This window comes from Paenibacillus sp. B46(2026), assembly GCF_056786355.1.
In genome coordinates, this window is the sequence record NZ_CM165907.1 from 3,267,335 (window position 1) to 3,290,613 (window position 23,279).

The 23,279-nt window shown below is 44.2% G+C and carries 17 protein-coding genes; 12 read left to right on the plus strand and 5 right to left on the minus strand.

Going from position 1 to position 23,279, the window contains the following annotated elements; genetic code table 11:
* Nucleotides 1–64 precede the first annotated feature (64 nt).
* From AC1S8V_RS14805 to AC1S8V_RS14850, 10 genes are all read left to right on the plus strand, one after another.
* Entirely contained in the window at nt 65–1,459 is a 1,395-nt protein-coding gene (locus AC1S8V_RS14805; protein ID WP_482074235.1) for an MFS transporter, read from the plus strand.
* Between the two features lie 399 nt (nt 1,460–1,858).
* A complete protein-coding gene (locus tag AC1S8V_RS14810; protein WP_482074236.1) occupies nt 1,859–3,223 on the plus strand; it encodes a cytochrome ubiquinol oxidase subunit I in 1,365 nt (454 codons plus the stop codon).
* The gene (locus tag AC1S8V_RS14815; RefSeq protein WP_482074237.1) at nt 3,223–4,236 is read left to right on the plus strand and encodes a cytochrome d ubiquinol oxidase subunit II; all 1,014 of its coding nucleotides are present in this window, start codon (nt 3,223–3,225) and stop codon (nt 4,234–4,236) included. The genes AC1S8V_RS14810 and AC1S8V_RS14815 overlap by 1 nt, the downstream gene beginning before the upstream one ends.
* Before the next feature lie 53 nt (nt 4,237–4,289).
* Nucleotides 4,290–6,074 (plus strand): thiol reductant ABC exporter subunit CydD, encoded by a 1,785-nt coding sequence (gene cydD / locus AC1S8V_RS14820; protein WP_482074484.1) that lies wholly within the window; start codon nt 4,290–4,292, stop codon nt 6,072–6,074.
* Nucleotides 6,071–7,798, plus strand: coding sequence for a thiol reductant ABC exporter subunit CydC (cydC, locus tag AC1S8V_RS14825; protein WP_482074238.1), 1,728 nt, complete (start codon nt 6,071–6,073; stop codon nt 7,796–7,798). Before cydD ends, cydC begins: the two co-directional genes overlap by 4 nt.
* Before the next feature lie 164 nt (nt 7,799–7,962).
* Nucleotides 7,963–8,589 (plus strand): hypothetical protein, encoded by a 627-nt coding sequence (locus AC1S8V_RS14830; RefSeq protein WP_482074239.1) that lies wholly within the window; start codon nt 7,963–7,965, stop codon nt 8,587–8,589.
* 339 nt (nt 8,590–8,928) lie between these two features.
* Nucleotides 8,929–9,624, plus strand: a complete 696-nt coding sequence (locus AC1S8V_RS14835; protein ID WP_482074240.1) for a response regulator transcription factor — start codon at nt 8,929–8,931, stop codon at nt 9,622–9,624.
* Entirely contained in the window at nt 9,621–10,874 is a 1,254-nt protein-coding gene (locus AC1S8V_RS14840; RefSeq protein ID WP_482074241.1) for a HAMP domain-containing sensor histidine kinase, read from the plus strand. The genes AC1S8V_RS14835 and AC1S8V_RS14840 overlap by 4 nt, the downstream gene beginning before the upstream one ends.
* Before the next feature lie 105 nt (nt 10,875–10,979).
* Nucleotides 10,980–11,669 (plus strand): ABC transporter ATP-binding protein, encoded by a 690-nt coding sequence (locus AC1S8V_RS14845; protein WP_482074242.1) that lies wholly within the window; start codon nt 10,980–10,982, stop codon nt 11,667–11,669.
* On the plus strand, nt 11,662–14,322 hold the full coding sequence (locus AC1S8V_RS14850) for an FtsX-like permease family protein (RefSeq protein WP_482074243.1): 2,661 nt from the start codon (nt 11,662–11,664) through the stop codon (nt 14,320–14,322). The genes AC1S8V_RS14845 and AC1S8V_RS14850 overlap by 8 nt, the downstream gene beginning before the upstream one ends.
* Nucleotides 14,323–14,513: 191 nt before the next feature.
* Here AC1S8V_RS14850 and AC1S8V_RS14855 read toward each other — a convergent pair whose 3' ends face one another.
* A complete protein-coding gene (locus tag AC1S8V_RS14855; protein WP_482074244.1) occupies nt 14,514–14,789 on the minus strand; it encodes a hypothetical protein in 276 nt (91 codons plus the stop codon).
* Nucleotides 14,790–14,976: 187 nt separating this feature from the next.
* On the opposite strand from AC1S8V_RS14855, the gene AC1S8V_RS14860 reads away from it, so the two are divergent.
* Nucleotides 14,977–16,593, plus strand: coding sequence for a helix-turn-helix domain-containing protein (locus AC1S8V_RS14860; protein ID WP_482074245.1), 1,617 nt, complete (start codon nt 14,977–14,979; stop codon nt 16,591–16,593).
* Between the two features lie 28 nt (nt 16,594–16,621).
* The gene (locus tag AC1S8V_RS14865; protein ID WP_482074246.1) at nt 16,622–18,367 is read left to right on the plus strand and encodes a cache domain-containing sensor histidine kinase; all 1,746 of its coding nucleotides are present in this window, start codon (nt 16,622–16,624) and stop codon (nt 18,365–18,367) included.
* 102 nt (nt 18,368–18,469) lie between these two features.
* Here AC1S8V_RS14865 and AC1S8V_RS14870 read toward each other — a convergent pair whose 3' ends face one another.
* From AC1S8V_RS14870 to AC1S8V_RS14885, 4 genes are all read right to left on the minus strand, one after another.
* Nucleotides 18,470–19,360, minus strand: a complete 891-nt coding sequence (locus AC1S8V_RS14870) for a carbohydrate ABC transporter permease (RefSeq protein ID WP_482074247.1) — start codon at nt 19,358–19,360, stop codon at nt 18,470–18,472.
* A gap of 18 nt (nt 19,361–19,378) precedes the next feature.
* The gene (locus tag AC1S8V_RS14875; protein WP_074095111.1) at nt 19,379–20,269 is read right to left on the minus strand and encodes an ABC transporter permease; all 891 of its coding nucleotides are present in this window, start codon (nt 20,267–20,269) and stop codon (nt 19,379–19,381) included.
* Between the two features lie 90 nt (nt 20,270–20,359).
* The gene (locus AC1S8V_RS14880; RefSeq protein WP_482074248.1) at nt 20,360–21,964 is read right to left on the minus strand and encodes a type 2 periplasmic-binding domain-containing protein; all 1,605 of its coding nucleotides are present in this window, start codon (nt 21,962–21,964) and stop codon (nt 20,360–20,362) included.
* A gap of 186 nt (nt 21,965–22,150) precedes the next feature.
* The gene (locus AC1S8V_RS14885) at nt 22,151–23,161 is read right to left on the minus strand and encodes an alpha/beta fold hydrolase (protein ID WP_482074249.1); all 1,011 of its coding nucleotides are present in this window, start codon (nt 23,159–23,161) and stop codon (nt 22,151–22,153) included.
* Nucleotides 23,162–23,279 lie beyond the last annotated feature (118 nt).

Consider the following 23,279-nt stretch of genomic DNA (forward strand, 5'->3'; position numbering starts at 1 on the left):
CAATGCGTTGGAATAAATGAATGCTTTCAAGTAAGATGACAGCAGAAGAAGGAGTGATGCACCGATGAACGTTCGAAATAAAGGATTGATGTTAGCTGTTGGACTCGGAATTATGTTGAATCCGTTGAATTCCTCCATGATTTCGGTGGCAATCTCCAGGCTACAACAAGTGTATCAACTTAATTTTACAGCCGTTTCGTGGATTATTTTATCATTTTACATTGCCAGTGCTGTCGCTCAACCCGTCATGGGCAAGTGTAGTGATTTGTTTGGCCGCAGGAAGATCTTCCTCTTGGGTCTTGTTATTGTTTTTGTATCGTCCATGCTAGCTCCATGGTCTCCCAGTTTTTCGTGGCTCATCGTATTCCGGATCGTTCAATCGATTGGCACAAGCATGATGGTGGCCGTCGGAATGGCGATTGTCAGAATTAACGTGACTGAAAAACAAGCATCCGCCTTGTCCACCTTGGCTATATTCCTTTCTGGAGCAGCTGCAATTGGACCTTTTATTGGTGGAGTATTGATTCATTGGTGGGACTGGCACAGCATATTTTTCGTTAATATTCCGTTTGTCATGGCAAGCTTTTGGTTCGCCTGGAAAACAATTCCGAAGGACGAGCAATCTCCATCGATCTCTAGTCACATGTCCATTCGGCAATGGCTTGCGTTAATTGATGCACCAGGCATCCTGATGTTTACGGTAGCCTTGGTGACTCTGCTCATCGGTTTACTTTCAGTAAATTCCACAGGAAATATTTCAACATGGCATCTGCTGACAGGAGGGATCGGGTTAATCGCACTCGTCATGTTCATCCGACATGAATTGAAAGCAGCCACGCCTTTCATCCCTCTGCGAACGTTTGCCACATATCCCGAGATGACTTGGGTGAATGTGCAATACATGCTGGTGAACATCCTGTTTTACACACTTTTTTTTGGAGTTCCTACGTATTTGAAGCAGGTACGTCATCTCAACGAAGTTCATACAGGAATAAGCATGTTAGCTTTGGGGTTATGTTCAGTCATTATTGCTCCGATCGCAGGGCGCTGGATTGACAGATCCGGATCACGGTCAGCTTTGATCATATCGGCTTCGTTAATGACTTTTGGCTCTATATTGATCGTTGTTATGAATGAAACTTCTCCAATCTTCATTGTCATTGTTGCCTTAGCTTTATTTGGAATAAGTAACGGCCTAAACGCGGTCGGCATGCAAGCAGCTCTGTTCAAAAGCACACCCAAAGAAATGATTGGTGTCGCATCGGGTATTTTTAATACATCACGCTACCTGGGGACCATCTTATCGTCGTTATTGATTGGAATTGTTATGGGAGATACATTCAATGTGACAGGATTTCAGACGCTTGGAATCATTCTTACGTTATTAGCTGCATCACTGATCATCACGAGTGTACGTCGCGATGCAGGTGCGGTGAGTCCGGAGCAAGTAAGCAAGTAAAATAGCGAATCTGCCGTGCAATAACACGTTTACACCCAATGAATCAATAGCTCCATTGGGTGTATTTTTTGTTTTTCACCAAGTTGTCAGAAAGAGTTGATCCTTTCTTGAACGTTTAGGGTAGAAGACGTGTCTTTGATTGAATTAGGTAAAAATAAAGATATAATAATTTTGATTAATAGGCTTGGTTAGTACTTTAAGTGCATCAATATCAGATTTTAATAGGCATCCAATGCTTGCTATAATCGGGGGCCAACAGGAGTAAACGCATTAAAGGTGTGGCAAGATACCGTCATACCTAACTTTGTGAAATTTTTCGCAACTCTTCATTGAGCTTGGCCGAAGCTGATATTGAATGTTTTTAAATTGAACAGAGTTTGAAAGGAGGCAACACAAAGAATGGCTATTGATACGGTGTTATGGAGCAGGCTAGTGACTGGTTTGACGCTTGGATTCCACGTGATTTTTGCAACGCTTGGTGTCGGTGTACCTTTGATGATTGCTATTGCAGAGTTCATCGGCATTCGGAAGAAGGATCACCATTACATACTTATGGCGAAGAGGTGGTCACGAGGGTTTGTCATTTCTGTGGCGGTGGGTGTCGTGACAGGTACAGCAATATCGCTACAGTTGGCCCTCGTATGGCCGAATTTTATGAAGCTAGCCGGGAATGTCATTGCATTGCCACTATTTATGGAAGTATTCGCATTCTTTTTTGAAGCGATATTCCTGGGCATTTATCTGTACACGTGGGATCGGTTCAAAAATCCGTATATCCACTGGTTGCTGACCATTCCGATTGTCGCCGGGGCAGGCATGTCTGCTGTTTTTATTACAACAGTGAACGGATTCATGAACCAGCCTGAAGGCTTTGTCATGGAAGCAGGTCAATTCATGGCAGTGAACCCTGTACAAGCGATGCTGAATACGGCGACGTTCTCCAAAGTGTTCCATGTATTAAGCTCGGCTTATCTGACAGGAGCTGCTCTGTTAGCAGGAATTGCAGCCTTTGCGATGCTGAGAAAAGGAGTGTCGGGCTACCACAAAAAGGGCTTGAATCTCATGATGGCCGTTGTGCTGGTATTCAGTTTATTAAATTCCTTAGCTGGAGATGTATCTGCCAAGTTTTTGGCTGAGCATCAGCCTGAGAAGCTCGCAGCTGCCGAGTGGCATTTCGAGACGGAAAGCGGAGCCGATTTGATTTTTTTGGGATGGCTGAATGCAGAACATGAAATTATAGGCGCTCTTCATTTGCCGAAACTGCTCAGTTTCCTTGCCTTTGGAGACTTTAACGCCGAGGTAACCGGGCTGAATGAATTTCCACCAGATGAACACCCGCCCTTACTTGTGCATTATTTGTTTGATCTAATGGCTGGAATTGGATTCGCTCTGCTTGCTATATCATCTCTGTATTTCCTGTTTGTGTTCTGGAAGAAACGTAATCAGTTTAACAAGTGGATGCTTCGTATGGTTGCACTCAGTGCACCGCTTGCTTTTCTGGCTATTGAGATGGGCTGGTTCTATGCAGAGATCGGGCGGCAGCCATGGATCATACGAGGTTATATGCGAGTGGAAGAGGCCGCGACTTCTTCACCGAGTGTAAGAATTTTATTTTTTGTGTTCCTGCTTCTGTACATCGTGCTTGGTGTCATCTGTGTTCTCGTATTGAGACGTCTGTTCAATAATAATCCTGCTGACCTTGAGATGGAGAAATGGTTGAAAGAGAAGCATGATCAATCAGCCAAGAAAGGGGATCAGGCCTGATGAGTTATGAATTGATTGGTATATCCGTACTCTGGCTGTTCTTGTATGGCTATCTTATTGTAGCTTCCATTGATTTTGGAGCAGGTTTCTTCGCCTTTTATGCACGCCTGACGAAGCAGGATCACCTGATTAATCGTCTGATCTCCCGTTATCTATCACCGGTCTGGGAGATCACCAATGTATTTTTTATCTTTTTCTATATTGGCATCGTCGGGTTTTTCCCGGATACCGCCTATTATTATGGCTCCGCACTACTTGTCCCGGGAAGTATTGCCGTCATTCTCCTTGCCATTCGGGGATCGTTCTATGCTTTCGAGAATTATGGTTCCAAAAATAACATCGTGTATCTGTTTTTATACGGAGCTACAGGGTTACTTATTCCAGCGTCGTTGTCAGTTGCACTGACATTGTCTGAAGGTGGCTTTATTTTGAAGCAGGGAGATACCGTTTCCCTGGATTACTGGGCACTATTTACCAATCCGTTATCGTGGAGCATCGTTGGTCTGGCCATCGTATCCGTATTGTTCATTAGTGGGTCATTTCTCACATTTTACGCTTCTCGGGCAGAGGATCATTCGGCATTGAAGCTAATGCGGAACTATGCTTTGTTCTGGAGCACACCGACCATTATTCTCGCGCTGACTGCATTTATATATTTGGGTCAACACAATGAGCGTCATTTTCAAAACATGATGGATTTATGGTGGCTGCTGGCGCTTTCCGTTGCGTTTTTCATGATTGCCATGTGGCTGTTATATAACGGACGCCGTTACGGTTTAGCTTTTATATGCATCATGCTGCAATTTTTCACAGCCTTTTTCGCTTACGGGATTGGGCAATATCCTTACATTCTTGATCCATACATCACGATTCAGAGCAGCGCCACATCACCTGCAATGGGTTTTGCACTCGTCGTTGTGTTTATCGGTGGTCTGTGCCTGTTAATTCCTTCTCTTATTCTGGTCTTCAAACTTTTCCTGTTTGATGCGGATTATGTGAAAGGGAAAAAATAAAGGAGGAGCGTTCTGTGAAAAGGAAAGCTAAATCCAATCTGATCTCGCAGCAAATGTCTTTACAACGAAAAAACAGGCTTCTCCTTGCGATGATTTCGCTGGCCCTTGGTGTAGCTATTGTAAGCCAGGCCACATTGGTGGCTGAAGCAGTTCAACGGATTTTTGTAGAGAAAGCTTCCTTCTCATCGGTGATGCTGTTGCTTGGGCTATTGCTGGGTGTTATGGCTGTACGCACACTGTTGACGTATGGCAACGGGAAAGTGGGTTTGCATATGGCAGCCCGTGCCAAGACAAATATGCGAGCATCGGTGTTGCAGAACCTGACCCGCGCTTCCATGCCCTCAACCCTGAGTGGACAGACGGGAGGAAAGGTAAGTGTTGCTTTGGATGCTGTGGATGAGGCTGACAGTTATTTCAGTCAATATATGCCTCGAATGATGGAAGCCGCGATGATCCCGATTCTGATTCTGGTCGTTACGTTTACTCATCACGCCAACACGGGCTGGATTATGCTGTTTACGGCACCGTTTATCCCGTTGTTCATGATCTTGGTTGGGCTCCAGACGAAGAACAAATCAGAAGAAAAATACGCGCAACTGGCTGAGTTTTCCGGTACATTCCTGGATTCGCTTCAAGGGCTGGTTACGTTAAAAATATTCGGTCGGGCTAAACCTCAGCAACAGGAGATTGAACGCAGCAGTCTGGGGTATCGTGATGCCACGATGGGCATTTTGAAGATTGCATTTACAAATACGTTTATGCTGGAATCGATTGTGATGTTAAGCATCGGTATTGTTGCGCTTGAACTGGCTATTCAGTTACTTGTGTTCAAATCGATGAGCTTCCACACGGCCTTTCTTGTGTTGTTGCTCGTCCCTGAGTTTTACAGTCTGTTGAAAAATACGGGAACGGCTTTTCACAGCGGGCGAACCAGTATGGGGGCCATTCGCAAGGTGGAACAGATGCTCGCGGACACTAGTGTCAAGAGCACACAAACGAAGCCTGAAGAAGGATCGGATCAAAGCGAATTAACCAATATCAATGCAATGGCACAAACGGAGGAGCTTCGTACAGCTCGTGCCGAGTTGATTACATTGCCACCAACCATTGAAATGAGCGATGTCCGATTCCAGTACACACCTGATTCCTTTGGACTTGAGACAGGACAGATCTCGATTGGACCGGGAGAACAGATTGCTATTGCAGGCAAAAGTGGCTCAGGTAAAACCACGCTGCTTCATCTCATTGCCGGTTTACTGAAACCAGATTCGGGAGCGGTTCTGGTTAACGGAAGCCAGCTTTCGCAACATGATGAGGCTGCATGGTTTGAACGTGTTAGCTACATTACACAGCATCCGTATATTTTTGCAGGTACATTTGCCGAAAATATTTCGATTGGGGCGGGGCGGAACGTCTCCAGAGCTGAAATTGAGCAGGCGGCAGAGGAAGCAGGGCTTGCTGGCGTTGTTGCACAATTGGAGCAGGGATTGGATACGTTTGTTGGTGAAGGTGGCCGGGGGTTATCTGGTGGGGAAAAGCAGCGACTTGCCTTGGCACGTGCTTTTCTGAAGAGACCAGCCGTCATTTTGTTCGATGAACCCACAGTAGGACTGGATCTTCACACCGAGCAGGTACTGCAACAATCCATTGCGTCATTAGCCAAAACGGCAACGATGATTACGGTAGCACACCGTTTATATACAATTCAACATGCGGACAACATTTTGTTCATGGACAATGGGGTCTTGGTTGACTCGGGACATCATGATGAGCTTCTGACAAGATTACCGCAGTACGCCGAGATGGTGGATGTACAACGGAGAGGAGGATTAGCATGAATGAGCTTACGATTCTGTCCAAAGCGATGATCCAGGAACGCAAGGATATCTTGCTTTCGATATTAGGCGGATTCATCGCCGGCATAGCAGGTGTAGCTCTCTTTTCCGCGAGTGGATATATGATATCGCAAACGGTGTTTGCGCCACCGCTGTACACCTTAATTGTACTCACTTCCATGGTCAAACTACTTGGTTTCCTTCGAGCGGCAAGTCGCTACGGAGAACGTTTGTATTCCCACAGGGCTACGTTCTCCATGTTGAGCCGTTTGCGGACGTCCTTTTTTGCTAAACTGATCCCGGTAACGCCAGGTATATTGAACAAAAACCGAAGCGGGGATCTGCTTGCGCGGATCGTGGGTGATGTGGAAAGCTTGCAAAATTACTTTTTGCGGGTCGCGTATCCACCAATCATGGTTGTTATGGTGTTTTTGGCTACCATGCTGTTCACTTCGGCCTTTTCGATCTGGATTGCGTGTTTATTAGTACTAGGCATGCTGATCACGGCATTTGTTGTACCAGGTATTGTCTTGCTTGGTCAGCGAAAAATACACGGACGTGTCCGCCAGCAACGGGCCTTGCTGTCCACGGAAGTGACCGAAGTGTTGTATGGTTTCCGTGATCTGAAAGTATACGGCCAATTGGAACAGCGCGAGCAACAGCTTCAGCAGGCTTCCGCTGCACTGGCAACCGAACAGAAGCAAGCCGCTTCGCACTTGCTGCGCGGGCAATCCATGCACGTATTTGTGACGTATCTCATTACATGGGGGGTGCTGGCACTGAGCGCTTTCTTAATTATGAATGGAGCATTTGCCGGTGTATTCCTCGCCATGCTGATCCTGGCTACGCAGACCGTGTTCGAAGAAGCTGCGGCAATGGCTATATTACCTCTATATAAGCAGGACAGTGAACACGCCGCTCGGCGACTGTCGGAAACAGTGCCGACCTCCGATGTGCATCCTGTGCAGCCAAGCGGTGAAGTGTCAGCCGATCATGCGGTTTCGATCGAGTTATCCCATGTTAACTTTCAATATGAAGGGGAATGGAGACTGGCGCTGAGGGAGTTATCCCTGCAACTTGCAGCAGGCTCCAAAACTGCGATTGTCGGGCCAAGCGGATCAGGCAAGTCAACGATTATCGATTTGCTACTCAAGCTGCGTACACCAACGTCTGGCGACATACGATTAAACGATGTTCCGGTGAAGGAACTGAATGAAGAGAGCATTTGGCAAAGGGCGAATGTTGTGTTGCAGCAAAGTCATTTCTTCCGGGGGACCATCCGTGATAACCTGTTGCTGAATGGAGAAGAACATTCGGATGAACAATTGTCGGATGTGCTGGATAAAGTCCAACTGCCGAATAAGTTGTTGACCGACATGGTGTATGAAAAAGGGGAAAACCTGTCGGATGGCGAGAAACAGCGGCTGGCTCTGGCACGCGCCATGCTGCGCAACGGACGTTTATGGCTGTTTGACGAACCCACGTCCTCACTGGATTACGTCACAGAGCAACGGGTATTACAGCATCTTTTGGCACAGGCGGCCGAAGATACACTTCTCCTGATCTGTCACCGACTGACGGGATTGGAAGAGATGGATCGGATTGTAGTCATGGACCAAGGCAAGATTGTAGAATCAGGTTCTTTCTCGGAGTTAATGGAGCAAAAAGGTTATTTTTATGAAATGAAGCAAATTGAACGACAAATGATTGGAGACGCCGGGGCGTGAAAATGTAGTCTATTGAGTAGACAATGCTGTCGGTTGTCGTTAATGAAGAAAATTTCAAAGAATCAATTTTTTATAAATTTAACTAAACCCCAAAGGATGCAGTGCATATACTCCTTGGGGTTTGTTTTGATATAATAGTTTTTTTATGTCTATAAAGGAGATGGATGATGGGAAAATATAAGTGGGATATTGTTTTTTATTTGGCCGTATTTTTATTTGTTGTGTACATGAAGATGAATGACCAATCTCTGTTTTGGATACTTGGGGTCGTTCTCACCGCGACTCTGATCATGTTTACCATTCGTGTTTTTTATCCTCTAGGTTGGGAAACACGTATGGGCCGCGTCGAGGCTTTTCTACGCAGACAGGAGAATACCCCAAAGCTTTATATCTATTACGCTCTTGCAAACAGACTTGATGATGAATTGGAACACACAATAGAGCGCATTAGAAATGAGGACACGAATAAAAGGACACAAGCAGTATATAATGCAGCTTACGGCTCCTATCGCAACGACTTGGTAGCTGTTCGTACTGCGGTACAGAATATGCGAAGATCGGATTATCGTACATATTATGAAACGTATTTACTTATGGAAGAAGGAAGAAGTGATCAGGCGAGGGAACACTTGAAATCCATTAGTAAGGTCTGGATGAGATCTTCGCTTCTTGCAGCGATCGAACTAAAAGCGGGACAACGCGAAACTGCGATTCAGCATTTACAGGAAGCAATGCAAGCTGTCAGAGGTGTCCATCGTTATATGATATTTAAGGAATCAGAGAGATACTAAACGGTGAACAAAAATCTTTCTTGGCTATATTACAACTGACACGGATAAAAGCTTGTTCCACATAGGAGCAGGCTTTTATCTTTTGTCTTGAAGGACAAGAGTACACAGAGTAGCTAAACTATTTGGCAGAATGGAGAACACCTGAATTAAAATGTACCCTAACCAGTTTGCCTGTCTGAGGAAAATCTTAAACTTGTATAATCCAGAAGAAACCTCATGGAACATCCCATTAATCATAATGTTATAGTGTAGAAACTCAAATGATGTATAATGACGCAGGAACTCCATAAACAAAATGAAATAAAAGCAAATTCAAAATAGCATGAGCTGAGGTGTACGATGAATCGCTTATTACTTGTAGAAGATGATGATAATCTGGTGTTTGGTATTCAATATACATTGTCCAATGAAGGATATGAGGTCGTTGTGGCGGGTAGCTTGGAAGAAGCCAGACAGGCACTGCAGGCAAAGTCGATTGATATGATTTTGTTGGATGTCACTCTGCCTGATGGATCGGGATATCAACTATGCAGTGAGATTCGGGTAACGTCGCAAGTGCCCATTATCTTTTTGACGGCTTTGGATGAGGAAGCAAACGTAGTCGCAGGGCTTGATCTCGGAGCAGACGACTATGTAACCAAGCCTGTTCGAACCAAAGAACTTATTTCACGAATTAAAGCCGTATTACGACGTAACAACAAGGGAAAACAAGAAGTAAGCTTATGGATATCGGATAACATCCAGGTGCGTATTTTAGAAGGAACTGTACTCAAAAACAATATTGAAGTTACACTGACGGCGCTTGAATACCGACTACTATTGATGTTGATCTCTCATCCGAAACAGATATGCAGCAGAAGTTCAATCCTGAATCATCTTTGGGATCTGTCGGGCGACTTCATTGATGATAATACGCTCTCTGTCCATATCCGTAGGTTAAGAGAGAAAGTCGAAGATATTCCTGCAGCACCGCAGTATATCGTAACCGTTCGGGGGATTGGATATAAATGGAACGTGGAAGTTATAGGAAAATGAACATGATCGAAGTCCTGCGAAATCCCGAGTGGAAATCCCTCGCAATTAAAGTACTTGCTCTGCAAGTTCTTTTGTCGTTTATGATGTTTTTTTACATGCAGCATCAAGTTGATAGCATCAACACAACTATAGTGAATCAGAATAGCGCCCTGATCGGACATCTGTTGATGAAAGATCCCCAGTTGGAGAATGAGGTGATTCACTTTGTTACCCAAGGAGCCCAGACCGATGAAATTGCAGAGGGGCAACGCATTCTTGCACAATACGGTTATCAGGCGGGTATGCCTTTAGAAGAGCAACCGGCTCTTACAGGACGAGCATTACCCTTGAAAACAGCGACTCAAGTATTGATGTTCCTGATTCCACTCCTAATTGTACTTCTGTGGGAGTATCGTAAATTTTTTATAAAAATCAGAACGATTTCCCATGCAGCGGAGCAGGTTGTGGAACAGCAATTCGATCAAAAACTGCCTGAGACGGAGGATGGAGACTTCGGCTCACTTGGCCGGAGCTTTAATGCGATGGCTGGAAGACTAACTAACAGCCTGGAGCTACTCCAGCAGGAAAAAACCTTTCTGCGCAATCTGTTATCCGACATTTCTCACCAGCTCAAGACACCCCTGGCCTCTCTGATTGTGTTCAATGAGAATCTGCTGAATGAACCCGGGATGAAAGAAGAAATGAGAATGACGTTTCTGGAACGAAGTCGGCAGCAGCTTGACCGAATGGAATGGCTCATTATCAGCCTGCTGAAGCTGGCACGGGTCGAAGCGGGAGCTATTGGATTTCGAAAAGAAAGGATCGAGCTAAGGGAGATGGTGGAGAGCGCTGTCTATTCACTTCGGACGGTAGCAGACCAGAAACGGCAGACGATCTCCATCCTCGGTAGTGAAAATGCGTTTGTGCAGGCAGATGAAGAATGGCTCAAGGAAGCTGTTATGAATTTGATAAAAAATGCACTGGAACACACCCCACCAGAGGGGAAGGTTCAAATCTATTTGGAGGAAAACGCACTGTTTGATACAATCATTATTCAGGACAACGGCGAAGGTATTCATCCCGATGATATGCCTCACATTTTCAAGCGATTCTATAAAGGCAAGAACCATAACAAGCCCAACAGTATAGGGATTGGTCTGGCTTTGACCAAATCAATCATTGAGGAACAAAACGGGATCATTACGGTAGAGAGTGTGCCTCAAGAAGGAACGACATTCAGAATTTCGTTTTTCAAAAAAGAGTGGACTTAAGAAGAAGCTTACGATAATGTAAGCTTCTTCTTCACTTCAACGTAAGCTTCCACACCTATAATAACAATCAAGCAATGTTAATCATACAACTGGAGGTACAACAGGGTGGAAATTTTGAAGACCGATCATTTATGTAAAATATACGGAAGTGCTGAGGCTAGGGTGGAAGCATTGAGAGATGTTAATCTGTCCGTCAATCAAGGAGAATTCGTTGCGATCGTGGGCGCCAGTGGATCTGGCAAAAGCTCATTGCTGCATCTGCTCGGGGGAGTGGATCAACCGACAAGTGGCCAAGTCATTATTGATGGTATGGACCTGTATTCTCAAAGTGAAAATGAATTGGCTGTGTTCAGAAGACGTAAAATCGGTTTTATTTTTCAATCGTATAACTTGATCCCGGTGTTAACTGCGGAAGAAAACATTAAATTGCCGATGCTGCTTGAGAATAAACATGTGGACGAGGGTTATCTTGAGGAATTATTGAGCGTGCTGGGACTCAGCGATCGAAGGCAGCACCTTCCGTCCGAATTATCAGGCGGGCAACAGCAGCGAACTGCAATTGGACGTGCATTGATTAATAAACCATCGATTATTCTGGCGGATGAACCAACCGGCAATCTGGACAGCAAGAACAGTAAAGAGATTGTGGATCTTCTTACCTTCTCCGTCAGAAAATACAATCAAACCTTGATTATGATCACACATGATTTGAATGTGGCCCAGCGAGCAGACCGTGTTGTAAATATAAAAGATGGTACACTCTTGCAGCAAACAGGGGTGAAAGATCGTGAATAGGTATACTAGTCTTACCCAAAAATATTTGCTAGGGCAGAAAAAAAGATCAATACTAACGATCATTGGCATTATATTGTCTGTGACCCTACTTACAGCCATGGGAACCATTGGCCTTAGCTTCAGAGACAAGGTGGTTCGGCAAACCGTTCAAGAGTATGGGGATTACCATGTTTCTTTTAACGGATTACCCGGAGAAGCAGTCTCAAGAGTCGTCAATAATGCCTCCGTAGAGAGTGCTGGAATTATCAGCAGAGAAGGTTATTCGGTCATCAGCAAAACGAGTGAGAAAGAAAAACAGGAAAATCCGTTTGCTGCACCTTATCGGTATTTGAATCTCAAAGGTTATGATGCCGATGCGATGAACAAGCTACAGGTTCAGCTGGATTCGGGCAGGCTGCCCAAAAACTCGCATGAAGTTCTTCTTTCGACCTGGAGCCTGGATCGTTTTGCGACCAAACCAAAGCTTGGAGATTCGATTACTCTGAGTCTGGGAGAACGAACTGTCGCATCAACCGGGGAGATCAAACCTATCCATGGTCTGGGTGATTTTGGCTGGGATCTTGATGAAGACTTTCGTCCCCAACAAGAGAGAGAATTCACCGTTGTAGGGTTTATGAAGACAGGTACTAACGCTTCGTGGTCTGCCAGCTTCATTTTACCAGCCATCACGTATGAAGATAATGAAAAAATCGATGCGGATAAAAATTATTTTATTTATGTCAAAATGAAATCGATGAATCAGATTCAGGCGAAGGCAGAAGCGATAATATCTTCATTGAAGCTAAACCAAGTGGATCAAGGCTCTGCCGTAGCCTTGGATAAGGATATTCAATATAAAAATATTCGTGTCGAATATAATAATGAACTGCTTAAGTTGTATGGCAAAAGCACCTATGAAGGTGTAAACCATAGTTTGTTATATGCATTCGCAGCAATCATCATTATTATTATGGGTTGTACGAGTGCAGTGATATATAATACGTTTCATATTTCTGTTCTGGAGCGGACCTCGCAATTCGGAATGCTGCGGTGCATTGGGGCTACCCCATCACAAATACGTAAATTAGTTCTCAAAGAGGCTACAATACTGAGTCTAATTGCTATTCCTGTTGGATTATTGACGGGAACTGTTTTTATGAAACTTCTGTTTTACAACATCAGCTTTTTGGCGTTGGGATTTCTGAATGATATGCAAATGGTCATCTCCCTTCCAATCCTGATCATAGCTGGTGTACTGGGATTATTGACTGTTTATCTGTCTGCTATCGGACCTGCGAGACTGGCAGCGAAGGTATCCCCACTTGAGGCGGTTCATAGCTCGGGAGGCACGAAGGTGGAGAACGTAACATCTGTCCGGAAATCAAAACTGCTGGGAAAACTGTTGGGTATCGAAGGACAGTTTGCTAGTCGAAACATCAGGCGGAACAAAAAGCGCTTCCGCATCACTGCCTTTTCCATAGTGGTCAGCATGATTCTATTTATTGTTTTTAGCGGAATAGCTGGTTTGCTGGGGCAGACATCGCAATCAGGAATCGATTATTCCTACTCGGTTATCTATGAAGGACCTTCCAAACGGATCGATGATTCCGTATATTCTGACATTGTTAAGCTTGATGCAGTAGAACATGCCTATCCGTTTTACAATAATCAAGTGATGGCTATGTTTCCGAAAGAAAAAGTGAATCCCAAGTATTATGAACTCCGTCCGGGAATGTATTCTGTTGAAGAAGGAGAGGGGTACCGAACAGACAACAATTACCTCGAATCTTACGGAGATAACGGACTCGATGCTCTGAAATCCAAACTAACGGCTGGTACGATCGACAAAGAGAAGATGAACCGGGAAAATGGCGTTATCATCAATCAGAAATTAAGAATGACAACAGAGGATGGCAGACAGATTGTTATGGATCAAACCCAATTCAAGGTTGGGGATCACATCCAAGTACGTCCCTTAGACTCGGACGGAAAGGGTCAAGGATACACAACACTGACGGTAACTGGAATTATTGATCAAGGCTTGTTGTCGAGCAGCTATAATGAGAGTGCTATTATTGAATTCATCACTACGCCCGAAGTCGTAGAGAAGGTTACAGGTAACGATACGTACTCCAGAATCTTTATTCTTGCCAAGACCGATATTTCCAACAAACCGATCACGGACTATCTCAAATCCCTGACCCAAAAAGATGCCGGTTACAGCTACACAGATAAGGTGCAGCAACTTGCCCAAGCCAAAAACGATGCGACAACCACCAAGATCTTTTTATATGGATTTATTGGTGTCATTGTCCTGATTGCGTTCCTAAATATACTGAACACCGTCAGCACCAATCTCATTCTACGAACCAAAGAATTTGCGGTGCTCAAAGCTATCGGCATGACACAGCGTAATGTAGGGAAAATGATCCTGTTGGAAGGCGTTTTATACGGCCTGTACTCTGCGCTATACGGTAGTATACTCGGAACAGCACTAAGCTATGGGATACATCATCTCTTCAAAGGTGCTTTCGATGTAGCTTGGACGATCCCATGGGGCAGCATTGTGCTTGCTTTTGTGGGTGCCATAGCAACAACGCTTGTCGCCACAGCCTGGCCGATGTATCGATTGAATCAAACAAGTATCGTGGAGGCATTGAGAAAGGAAACATAGAGAAGCTGGGGAACTATAAAACAGATTATTGCTTGAAAAGTCGCATAGATTGCGGCTTTTTTTGTTTTAAGAAACCTAGTTCTTATGTCGAACAGGAGAAGAAAACCTCATAATTGTACTCAACATGAAAATCAAACAACGATTGAATGTGTTCCAGTTCACTTGTCTTTTCTTACGTCTTGTAAACACTTTTACATAACAGCAGATGATTCGGACGCGTTATTTTTCTTGGCAAGCGGCTTTTTCCTGAGTGTCCGATCATACAGATATGGTTTTCCGTGATATTCTCGTGCATGCTTTTGTTTCTGCTTCTTATGTATATCAACCTTGATCTCCAGATTGGCAACGTTACTCTGGAATTCAGAAGCAATACGTTTGCACCATTTTAGCCCACTTTCTTCAGATGCACTGAAATGAACGCGTAACAGATATCCATTCACCGTTAATTCAAACTTGTATAAATTCATGATATGTATCCTTTCCAGGTGGGAGTTGTATACTGCACTAAATACGATAATCTGATTATAACAGGAACATACGTTCTGTAAAAGTGGTTTTTATGAAATCCACAACTCAAGAAGGTTCGTTAGACACCTTTGCAATGATTCGTTTAATGGTAAAATATCTAAAAATGGTTCATGTTGGGGGATATGCATGTATAAATTGATGATCGTAGATGATGAATTGCTCATGCGGGTTGGAATTCGTTCCATGCTGAACTGGGAAGAGTACAATTTCTATGTTGTTGGTGAAGCGGGAAATGGAAAAGAGGCATTGAGCCTTGCGCTTGAAGTGATGCCTGACCTAATTATTACAGATATCAAGATGCCGATTATGGATGGGCTACAGCTCATACAAGAGGCCTCCTGCGTACTGAAAACCTGTAAGTATGTCATCCTGAGTAATTTTGACGAATTTCATTATGTGAAAGAAGCACTAAAACTTGGCGCTTCAGATTACTTGATTAAAAGCGAGATTACAGAAACTGCCCTTATTGAGCTCCTGAGCACCGTTGGACAGAAACTGCAAAGCGAACATGTTCACCCAACTAACACACCCTCTATGGCACAGGATTACTCCAAGACCCTAAGACATCTAAAGGACAGCTTCTTTCAAGATATTGTAAGCGGATTCATCGGTGGAAAGGATATCGTTGCCAAAGCGGAAGAACTGCATTTTCGTATACGTTCGGACCAGTTGGTCGTCATCAAGTTCATCGTGAACTATTACGAGGATGCGAAGCGGAAATATGTAGAGAAGGGGGAAAAGCTGCTCCGATTTTCGATTCTTAATATTATGGAAGAGATTATTCCTTCGAAATGGGAGAAAGAGATCTTTGTTGAAATTTCTTCTGAGTATTGGGTTATCGTCAATGTACTTCCAGAGAGCCCATCTGTACACGCCGACTTGAACAAACTGTGTAACAAATTGCTCTCTTCAATCAAGGATTTTATGAATCTATCGCTAACGGCTGGTGTGAGTACAATCGTTCCGAGTTTCCCTTACATTAGAAAGGCTTGCCAAGAGGCAGAAATAGCTCTGCAACAAGGTTTCTTCAAAGGCAGTAACGAGGTATTGTATTACGAGGACATGGTTCAATCCCCTGATCGAAATGAAGTTAAGGGCGCTCTGAGTGCACAACAAGAACGAGATTTGTTGAAGTTGTGGGTAAGCAAAGACAACCAAAAGGCGAAGGAGTTTCTTGAAGGAATTCGCTCGGATCTGGAAGCCCAGCGGGCGGATGAGAATAGCATTCGCAAGCAATATATCATGGTAATGGAAACGATACACTCCCATCTGTCACGAGCTGCGGAAAGAGGTACGCCTTCTTTTACAAAGAAATCGCCATATGAAACCGTTCTGAAGGGTGAGTATTGGGAGGACATCCATCAGGATATGCTTGCTCATATTGTGTATTACTTCCAAACCGATTCCCAAATTAAACAGGAAAGTACCTACGCAGACCTCGCCATTGAGTTGATCGACAAGTATTATGCGGAAGATATTTCACTGCAAAGTATCGCTAGCCAAATCAGTGTCAACCCATCGTATCTCAGCCGATTGTTTAAGCAGGAAAAAGGAGAGAACTTTATCACGTACTTGACTCGTGTTCGGATTGAACATGCGAAGTCTTATCTATTGAGCAAAGGACTGAGAGTGTATGAAATTGCAGAAAAGGTGGGCTACCATAATTACACGTACTTCAGTAAGATTTTCAAAAAATCGGTAGGCGTCACTCCGGAGGAATATCGAGAACTACAGCAGGCATGAGTGTAATCGGTGAATAGAGGTGCAGCATATGAAGCTTGTCCAGCCCTTCCGAATCAAGTACAAAATTATGGTGATCTGCATGACGGTCATTATCCTTCCCGTATTGGTAATGACGATCAGTTCGTACTATTCCTCAGAGCGGTTATTGGCCCAGAACTATACAACGTTGTTAAGTGATCTGGCCAAACAAACGAATATTCGCATCGACGAGTTCCTCAAGGAGATTGAGAAAATCTCACTGCTAGCCAGCAATGGCCTCAGCAATAATCTATCTGCGACCCATGAAGGAAGTTTTCCGATCCAGGATTTCTTGCGAGATGGCAATGAACAACATGAGATTGCCGCCTACAATATTCTGATGAATTATATCATGATGAAGGACCGCGTCTTTTCCATCTACCTCTACAATATGAACGGCGGACAGGATCTGTTCGTCAGTCCACATCAACCTATTGATCCAAACTTCAAAGTAGCGAACGAATTGTGGTTTAAAAAGTTCATGCATGATCATGATCGAACCATTACGCTCACAACGCGAATCGACGAGCAATTGGAGAATAAAATACTGGCTGTGTCACACGCTCGGAAAATTCATGATGTGGCTAGCGGGGAACTGCTTGGCGTAATCGTTGTCAGCATTGATATCAAATTCATTGAAATCGTCAATCGCAACTTGCAGGAGGGGCTTCGCTCCAGATTCATGATCGTCGATGAAGATGACAAGATCGTATACAACGTAAACGATCGATTAATCGGGACACTGTTCCGGGACAACGTTCGTCCACCTGAATCGTTGAATGTTGTGGTGACGAGTCCCCTTAGTCAGCAAAAGTGGACAACGTATTTATATATGCCTTTGGATGAACTGACTGCCGACGGTAAAATATTGGGCCGTAATCTGGTGACGCTGGCCATTGTCATGGTTCTTTTTGCTGCCGTCATATCCATCTTTCTATCTCATGTCATTACAACTCCCATTAAGAAGCTGCTCCGGAATATCGCTCTGGTCGAAAAAGGTCAGTTTGAACACGTCGAACCTATTGGCTCGAGAGATGAAATTGGACATTTATCTATTCGTTTCAACAGGATGTCGCACGAATTGAAGCGGTTGGTCGAACGGATGCAGCAGGAAGAAATAGAGAAAGCCAAGGCCGAGATACGTGCGCTCCATGACCAGATCAAGCCTCATTTTCTGTATAACACCCTTGGATCGGTGAAATGGATCGCCTCGATGCAACAGGCTGACAAAATCGTGGAAATGACCGATGCACTAATCTCGATGCTCCGTTATGCAACAAGATCCGAAGGAACCCTCGTAACGATTCGTGAGGAACTCGATAATATAGCCAATTACGTAACGATTCAGAATGTCAGGTACTATGATTGTATTCAGATGAGATATGAGATTGAGGATAGACTGCTGGATTATCGCATGCCCAAAATGATCCTGCAGCCCATTGTGGAGAATGCGATTTTTCATGGTCTGGCCGAACTGGAAGAAGACGGAATCATCACCATTCGGATTCAATCACAGCTGGATGAAGTTGTGATCGAAGTCTGCGATAATGGCGTCGGTATGGATCATCATACGATGCAGAACTTGATGGAAGAAAAGTCCGGAGCCAGTACAGGAACAAATGGGATTGGATTGCATAACGTGCAGCGGCGGATTCAACTTCATTTTGGTAAACCCTATGGGATACAAGTGGAGAGTAAACTAGATGAAGGTACCATTTTCTCAATTCTGCTACCTGCCATCATAGAAGCGAAATAGTCATCCATGGTTTCATGCATGTCATAACGTGGTACAGCGATCCCAAAAATTAAGTTTAGATAGAACAAAAGGGCTCGCAGTATGAACTGCAAGCCCTTTTGTTCACCCTTTGACGCTACCTAGCACCAAACCCTTGGTAAAGTATTTCTGTAAGAACGGATACACGAGTAAAATCGGAATAGCACCCAAGAACATCTGAGCGGCGCGTCCCGTTCTGGCGTTCATCATGGATAACAGCTGCGTATAATCTGACCCAGATTTCAGCATAATTTGCTCAAAACTCTGCAAGAGCGTCTGCAGGTAGCTTTGCAATGGATAATTGGCTGGATTGTTCATATAGATAATGCCATCGAACCAGGAATTCCAGTGGGCAACGATACTGAACAGACCAACCGTTGCCAGAGCAGGCTTGAGGAGCGGGAGTAGAATACGAAGCAATACCTGTACAGGCCCAGCCCCGTCGATGATTGCTGATTCTTCAATTTCCTCGGGCAAACCCCTAATGAAATTCATGAGAATAATCATACTGAATACGGGGAGAGCCCCAGGCAAGATCAGAGACCAAATGGAATCAATCAGTCCCATTTTGACGACCACAAGATAGGTTGGAATTAGTCCTCCACTGAATAACATGGTTACGATGAAAAATCCCATATAGATATTACGCCCCATCAATTTTTGTTTCGATTTGGAGAGGGGATAAGCTGTGAGCACGATCAAAACCAGATTCACCAATGTCCCGAGAACAGTTCGTTGAATGGCAACCCAGAGAGAGGAGAAAAATGATCCTCCAGTTAATGCAAATTCATAGGCTTTTGTCGTAAATTCCACAGGCCAGAACGTAACACTCCCCGCAGATACAGCCGCGCTGCTGCTGAATGAAACAGCCAGCAGGTTGATAAACGGCAGAATACATAGGAGAGAGATTAGAAGCAATATGGTGTAGTTTATGATAAGAAATACACGTCTGCTCATACTTTTATCATAGATCATAATGTGAGTTCCTCCTTCTTAGAAGATACGATAGCCAGCCACTCTGTAAGCCAGGATGTATGATACAGCAACGAGAACACTGGAAATGATCGATTTGAATAACCCGACAGCGGTACCAATTGAATACTGTGCTTGTTGAATTCCTAAACGGTAGACATAGGTATCAATAATATCACCCGTCTGATAGACAACAGGGGAGTAGAGATTATAGATTTGGTCAAAGCCAGCATTGAGTACGTTTCCAAGTGAAAGTACGGTCATTAAAACAATGGTTGGCATGAGGAGAGGCAACGTAATGTAGATGGTCTGCTTCCACCGTTTCGCTCCGTCGATCACTGCGGCTTCGTAAAGTCCCGGATCAATACTGGTCAGGGCTGCCAAATAAACAACCGTGCCAAACCCGAAACCTTTCCATATGTCACTCACAATCATCGTCCAAGGAAAAATAGAGGGTGTGCCAAGAAAGGAGATCGGTGCAATACCAAATACGCCTAAAAACGTATTGATAATGCCGTCGGAGCTAAGGATATCCAGCATGATGCCGGCCATAATGACCCAAGAGAGGAAGTTCGGAATGTAGACAAGTGTTTGAAATGTACGTTTGATTCCACTGTGCAGTACCTCGTTAAGCAGTAATGCAAAAATTACGGGTACGATTATACCACCGATAATCTTAAAGACAGACATGTACAATGTATTCCAGATCGTTCTTACGAAGTTCGGCTGATTAAATATGTGGGTAAAATTATCCCATCCTACCCATGGCGAGTTGAAGCCGAGGCCCGGATTGTACTTCTGAAACGCAATAATAAGTCCGTAGAAAGGGATGTAACAAAAGATGAAGACCAAGACCAGGCTTGGAATCAACATGAGATGGTAAGGACTCTGCTGCTTCCATTTTCTCAACATACATATTCCTCCGTTCCTTGTACGCCAAATGTAATCGCTATCAAATAAAGGGGAGGGATGACCCTCATCCCCCCTTTGTGACAAACGAGATTATTTCTTCCCGTAGGCTTCATTAACTGCCTGAGTTGCGTCATCGCCCCCGGCTGCACGCCAATTCTGGACAATAACATCGAAATAATCGATACTTTCGCTACCCATAATGATCTTGGTGAAACCTTCGGTCAGGATATCATCCAAGGTTGTGCCGTAGCTTGAAAGTACTTCTGGCGTAACACCCCATAAGGCCGTCTTTGTATAATTCTCGCTTTCCAGTACTTTCTTGGCAAGACCATACGCATTCTTTGGAGCCCCTTGTTGCAAATAATCACCAACTGCTCCTGGAGTTGCATTCTCCATGAATTCCACACTGTTGTTATATTTTTGCCACATTCCCGAGGTCGTGAGTCCACTGGTATCCTTGGATTGAAGGGCAGCTGAGACAGCCTCATACTGCTCGTAATCCGAATTCGGATTAAGTACACGGAACGCACCGACAACATGGGCAATATCGTTATCCAGCAAGGCAGATAGCGTTTCTGGAGATTCTTTACCATTACCTTCATCAACAATATAAGCATAGTCGTTCAAAATTTTGATCACTTCTTCAGGGCTCTTAAATCCCTTTTTCATGACGATATAATTGTTGTTGGCGAAGAAAATGGATTGTTTGGCTTCCTTCCCATCGACGGTAGGGATGATATAAGGATAGAAGATGGCGTCCTTACCCAGATTGGATACTGTATCGACACCCGGATTATAACCCCACCATTGGTAATAAGGCTGCATGCCCACTTTACCGGCTACGATATCCGCGTTCATCGCATTAAAGTCTTTGATTGCAAATTCCGGATCAATGATGCCTCGCTTGTACCATTCTGACCACTCGGCCAGCGCATTTTTCATCTCGGGCTGGACGGAGCCGTACACGAGTTGTCCACTGTTATCCTCCATCCACATATCCGGATGTGCATTCCATGCAATCGCGAGCAAGTTCAGATAATCCAGCGATTGATCTACGGCTATACCATAACCGCCGTGCTTTTCCATGAATTTCAGTGCGATATTCTTGATGTCTTCCACAGATTTCGGATCATGGAGCCCCAATTCTTCTTTCCAGTCGTTTCGAATCCAGATGAAGTCTGGTTGTTCAATTAATCCCCAGTGCATCTGCGGTATCCCGTACAGCTTACCGTCTTTCTTACCAGATTCGTAACTATCCGCATCCGCTTCCATGTAACCTTTGAGACGATCGGAAGCGTGTTGATCAAAGACCTCGGTAAGGTCCATGACCATATCGGCTTCGACCAACTGTCTTAGTTGCGATGGATTAACCCGAAAGACGTCAGGAAGATCGTTCGATGCGATAGCCAAATTCAATTTTGTATCATACTCATCGCTGACCCAGTCTGTTTTGACATCGATATTAAACTTCTCTTTGTAGCGCTTAATCCATACATTGTTTGTGATATCATCGCCCTTTGGATACTTGGCAGAAGAGTATTCTGACGTCACGGTGTGGATCGTTGTCGTTCCAGCCTCGTTGGAATCCGGGTCCGTAGTTGAACCTTTCTCGGTACCGCTTCCATTGCTACAGGCTGCGAGTAATAAGGTTGACATGCACACAGACAAGACTAATGCTTTGGTTTTCTTGTTCATTTCTTTTCCCCCTTATCAGTCATAATTCAATAACGCTTTCTTGAAAATATTCTAAACGAGAAAGGGGGAAGGGGATATAAAGGTTATTGACGAGAACCCGTATGTTTTTTTACTTTCGAGTCGTAGTCGAGAAAAGATAAATGAGCTTTGTGCACTTTTTTTACTTTGTACTCCTTCTTTTTTTACTCATGTCTCCAAAAATTGCTTTAGATGACGATCGATAACGAGTGAATCCTCTTCGTTTGCTCCGATTCCAAAGCAGTGTCCCCACTTGGACTCTATAGGTTGATACACCGCGTTTGGCATGTGTTGAACATCATACGCACTGTCTTCTGGTGTGAAGAACAAGTCACTTGACCCTGGCATAACGAGTGCAGGGGAGGTGATTTTGCTTAACGCCTGTTCGAAGTTGCGGTCATCTACGGGATTATCGCTAATGTCTCCATATATTCCTGTACGCAGCATGGTGATTAAGTCGTTAGCGTCAAAGGATAAAAACACCTGATCCCAGTAATCTTCTACATAAGATTTCAAGGTATCGTAACCCTCAGATTGGTACAATTCCTCCAAATAGTATGCCTGCGAAAACCCCCATGGAGCATAAGCTCTTCCCATCGCTGCGAGACCGGCAACCGGAGGGAGCTCATATCTTCCGTTTTTAAAATTCGAATCTGCCTGTAACGCCGCGATCAATGCTTCGAATACCAACTGTGTATGGGGTCTGCTCCTTGCCGTTCCGCCAAAGGGGGCAATACGCTCGACCATCTCAGGATAACTGGTTCCCCATTGATAAACCTGCATGGCTCCCAGAGACCAGCCTACAACGAGTTTAATTTTGGAGATACCGAATTTTTGAGTGATGAGTTGATGTTGGGCACGCACATTGTCATACATGGAGATGAGAGGGAAGTTCTCCTTATCATATGGGGCAGGGGTATTACTTGGAGAAGACGATAATCCGTTACCCAACATATTGGGCACAACGATAAAATACCGACTGGGGTCCAGTGCCTTGTCCGTTCCAATTAACCATTCATTATCTGTGTGAATTCCAGCAAACCATGTTGGGACAACAATAACATTGTCCTTTGCGGCATTTAAGTTTCCATAGGTCTTGTAAGCGATAAAGGCTTGAGGGAGCGGTTGTCCCGATTGAAGTAATGTATCTCCAAGGTTATATGTTTCATAATCGTTCATAGATTGATTCTCCTTATAAAATAGTAATAACTTGATTTCACTCTACAATACGTCTATTATCAATTCAACGAAACGTTATCGAACATATCATTCATTTATTTTGAACTTAGGAGGTGTT

Bases quoted from the DNA above. Each gene is read 5' to 3' on its own strand.
- AC1S8V_RS14805 (WP_482074235.1), top strand. From the start codon at position 65: ATGAACGTTCGAAATAAAGGATTGATGTTAGCTGTTGGACTCGGAATT.
- AC1S8V_RS14810 (WP_482074236.1), top strand. From the start codon at position 1,859: ATGGCTATTGATACGGTGTTATGGAGCAGGCTAGTGACTGGTTTGACG.
- AC1S8V_RS14815 (WP_482074237.1), top strand. From the start codon at position 3,223: ATGAGTTATGAATTGATTGGTATATCCGTACTCTGGCTGTTCTTGTAT.
- cydD (WP_482074484.1), top strand. From the start codon at position 4,290: ATGTCTTTACAACGAAAAAACAGGCTTCTCCTTGCGATGATTTCGCTG.
- cydC (WP_482074238.1), top strand. From the start codon at position 6,071: ATGAATGAGCTTACGATTCTGTCCAAAGCGATGATCCAGGAACGCAAG.
- AC1S8V_RS14830 (WP_482074239.1), top strand. From the start codon at position 7,963: ATGATGGGAAAATATAAGTGGGATATTGTTTTTTATTTGGCCGTATTT.
- AC1S8V_RS14835 (WP_482074240.1), top strand. From the start codon at position 8,929: ATGAATCGCTTATTACTTGTAGAAGATGATGATAATCTGGTGTTTGGT.
- AC1S8V_RS14840 (WP_482074241.1), top strand. From the start codon at position 9,621: ATGAACATGATCGAAGTCCTGCGAAATCCCGAGTGGAAATCCCTCGCA.
- AC1S8V_RS14855 (WP_482074244.1), bottom strand. From the start codon at position 14,789: ATGAATTTATACAAGTTTGAATTAACGGTGAATGGATATCTGTTACGC.
- AC1S8V_RS14860 (WP_482074245.1), top strand. From the start codon at position 14,977: ATGTATAAATTGATGATCGTAGATGATGAATTGCTCATGCGGGTTGGA.
- AC1S8V_RS14865 (WP_482074246.1), top strand. From the start codon at position 16,622: ATGAAGCTTGTCCAGCCCTTCCGAATCAAGTACAAAATTATGGTGATC.
- AC1S8V_RS14870 (WP_482074247.1), bottom strand. From the start codon at position 19,360: ATGATCTATGATAAAAGTATGAGCAGACGTGTATTTCTTATCATAAAC.
- AC1S8V_RS14875 (WP_074095111.1), bottom strand. From the start codon at position 20,269: ATGTTGAGAAAATGGAAGCAGCAGAGTCCTTACCATCTCATGTTGATT.
- AC1S8V_RS14880 (WP_482074248.1), bottom strand. From the start codon at position 21,964: ATGAACAAGAAAACCAAAGCATTAGTCTTGTCTGTGTGCATGTCAACC.
- AC1S8V_RS14885 (WP_482074249.1), bottom strand. From the start codon at position 23,161: ATGAACGATTATGAAACATATAACCTTGGAGATACATTACTTCAATCG.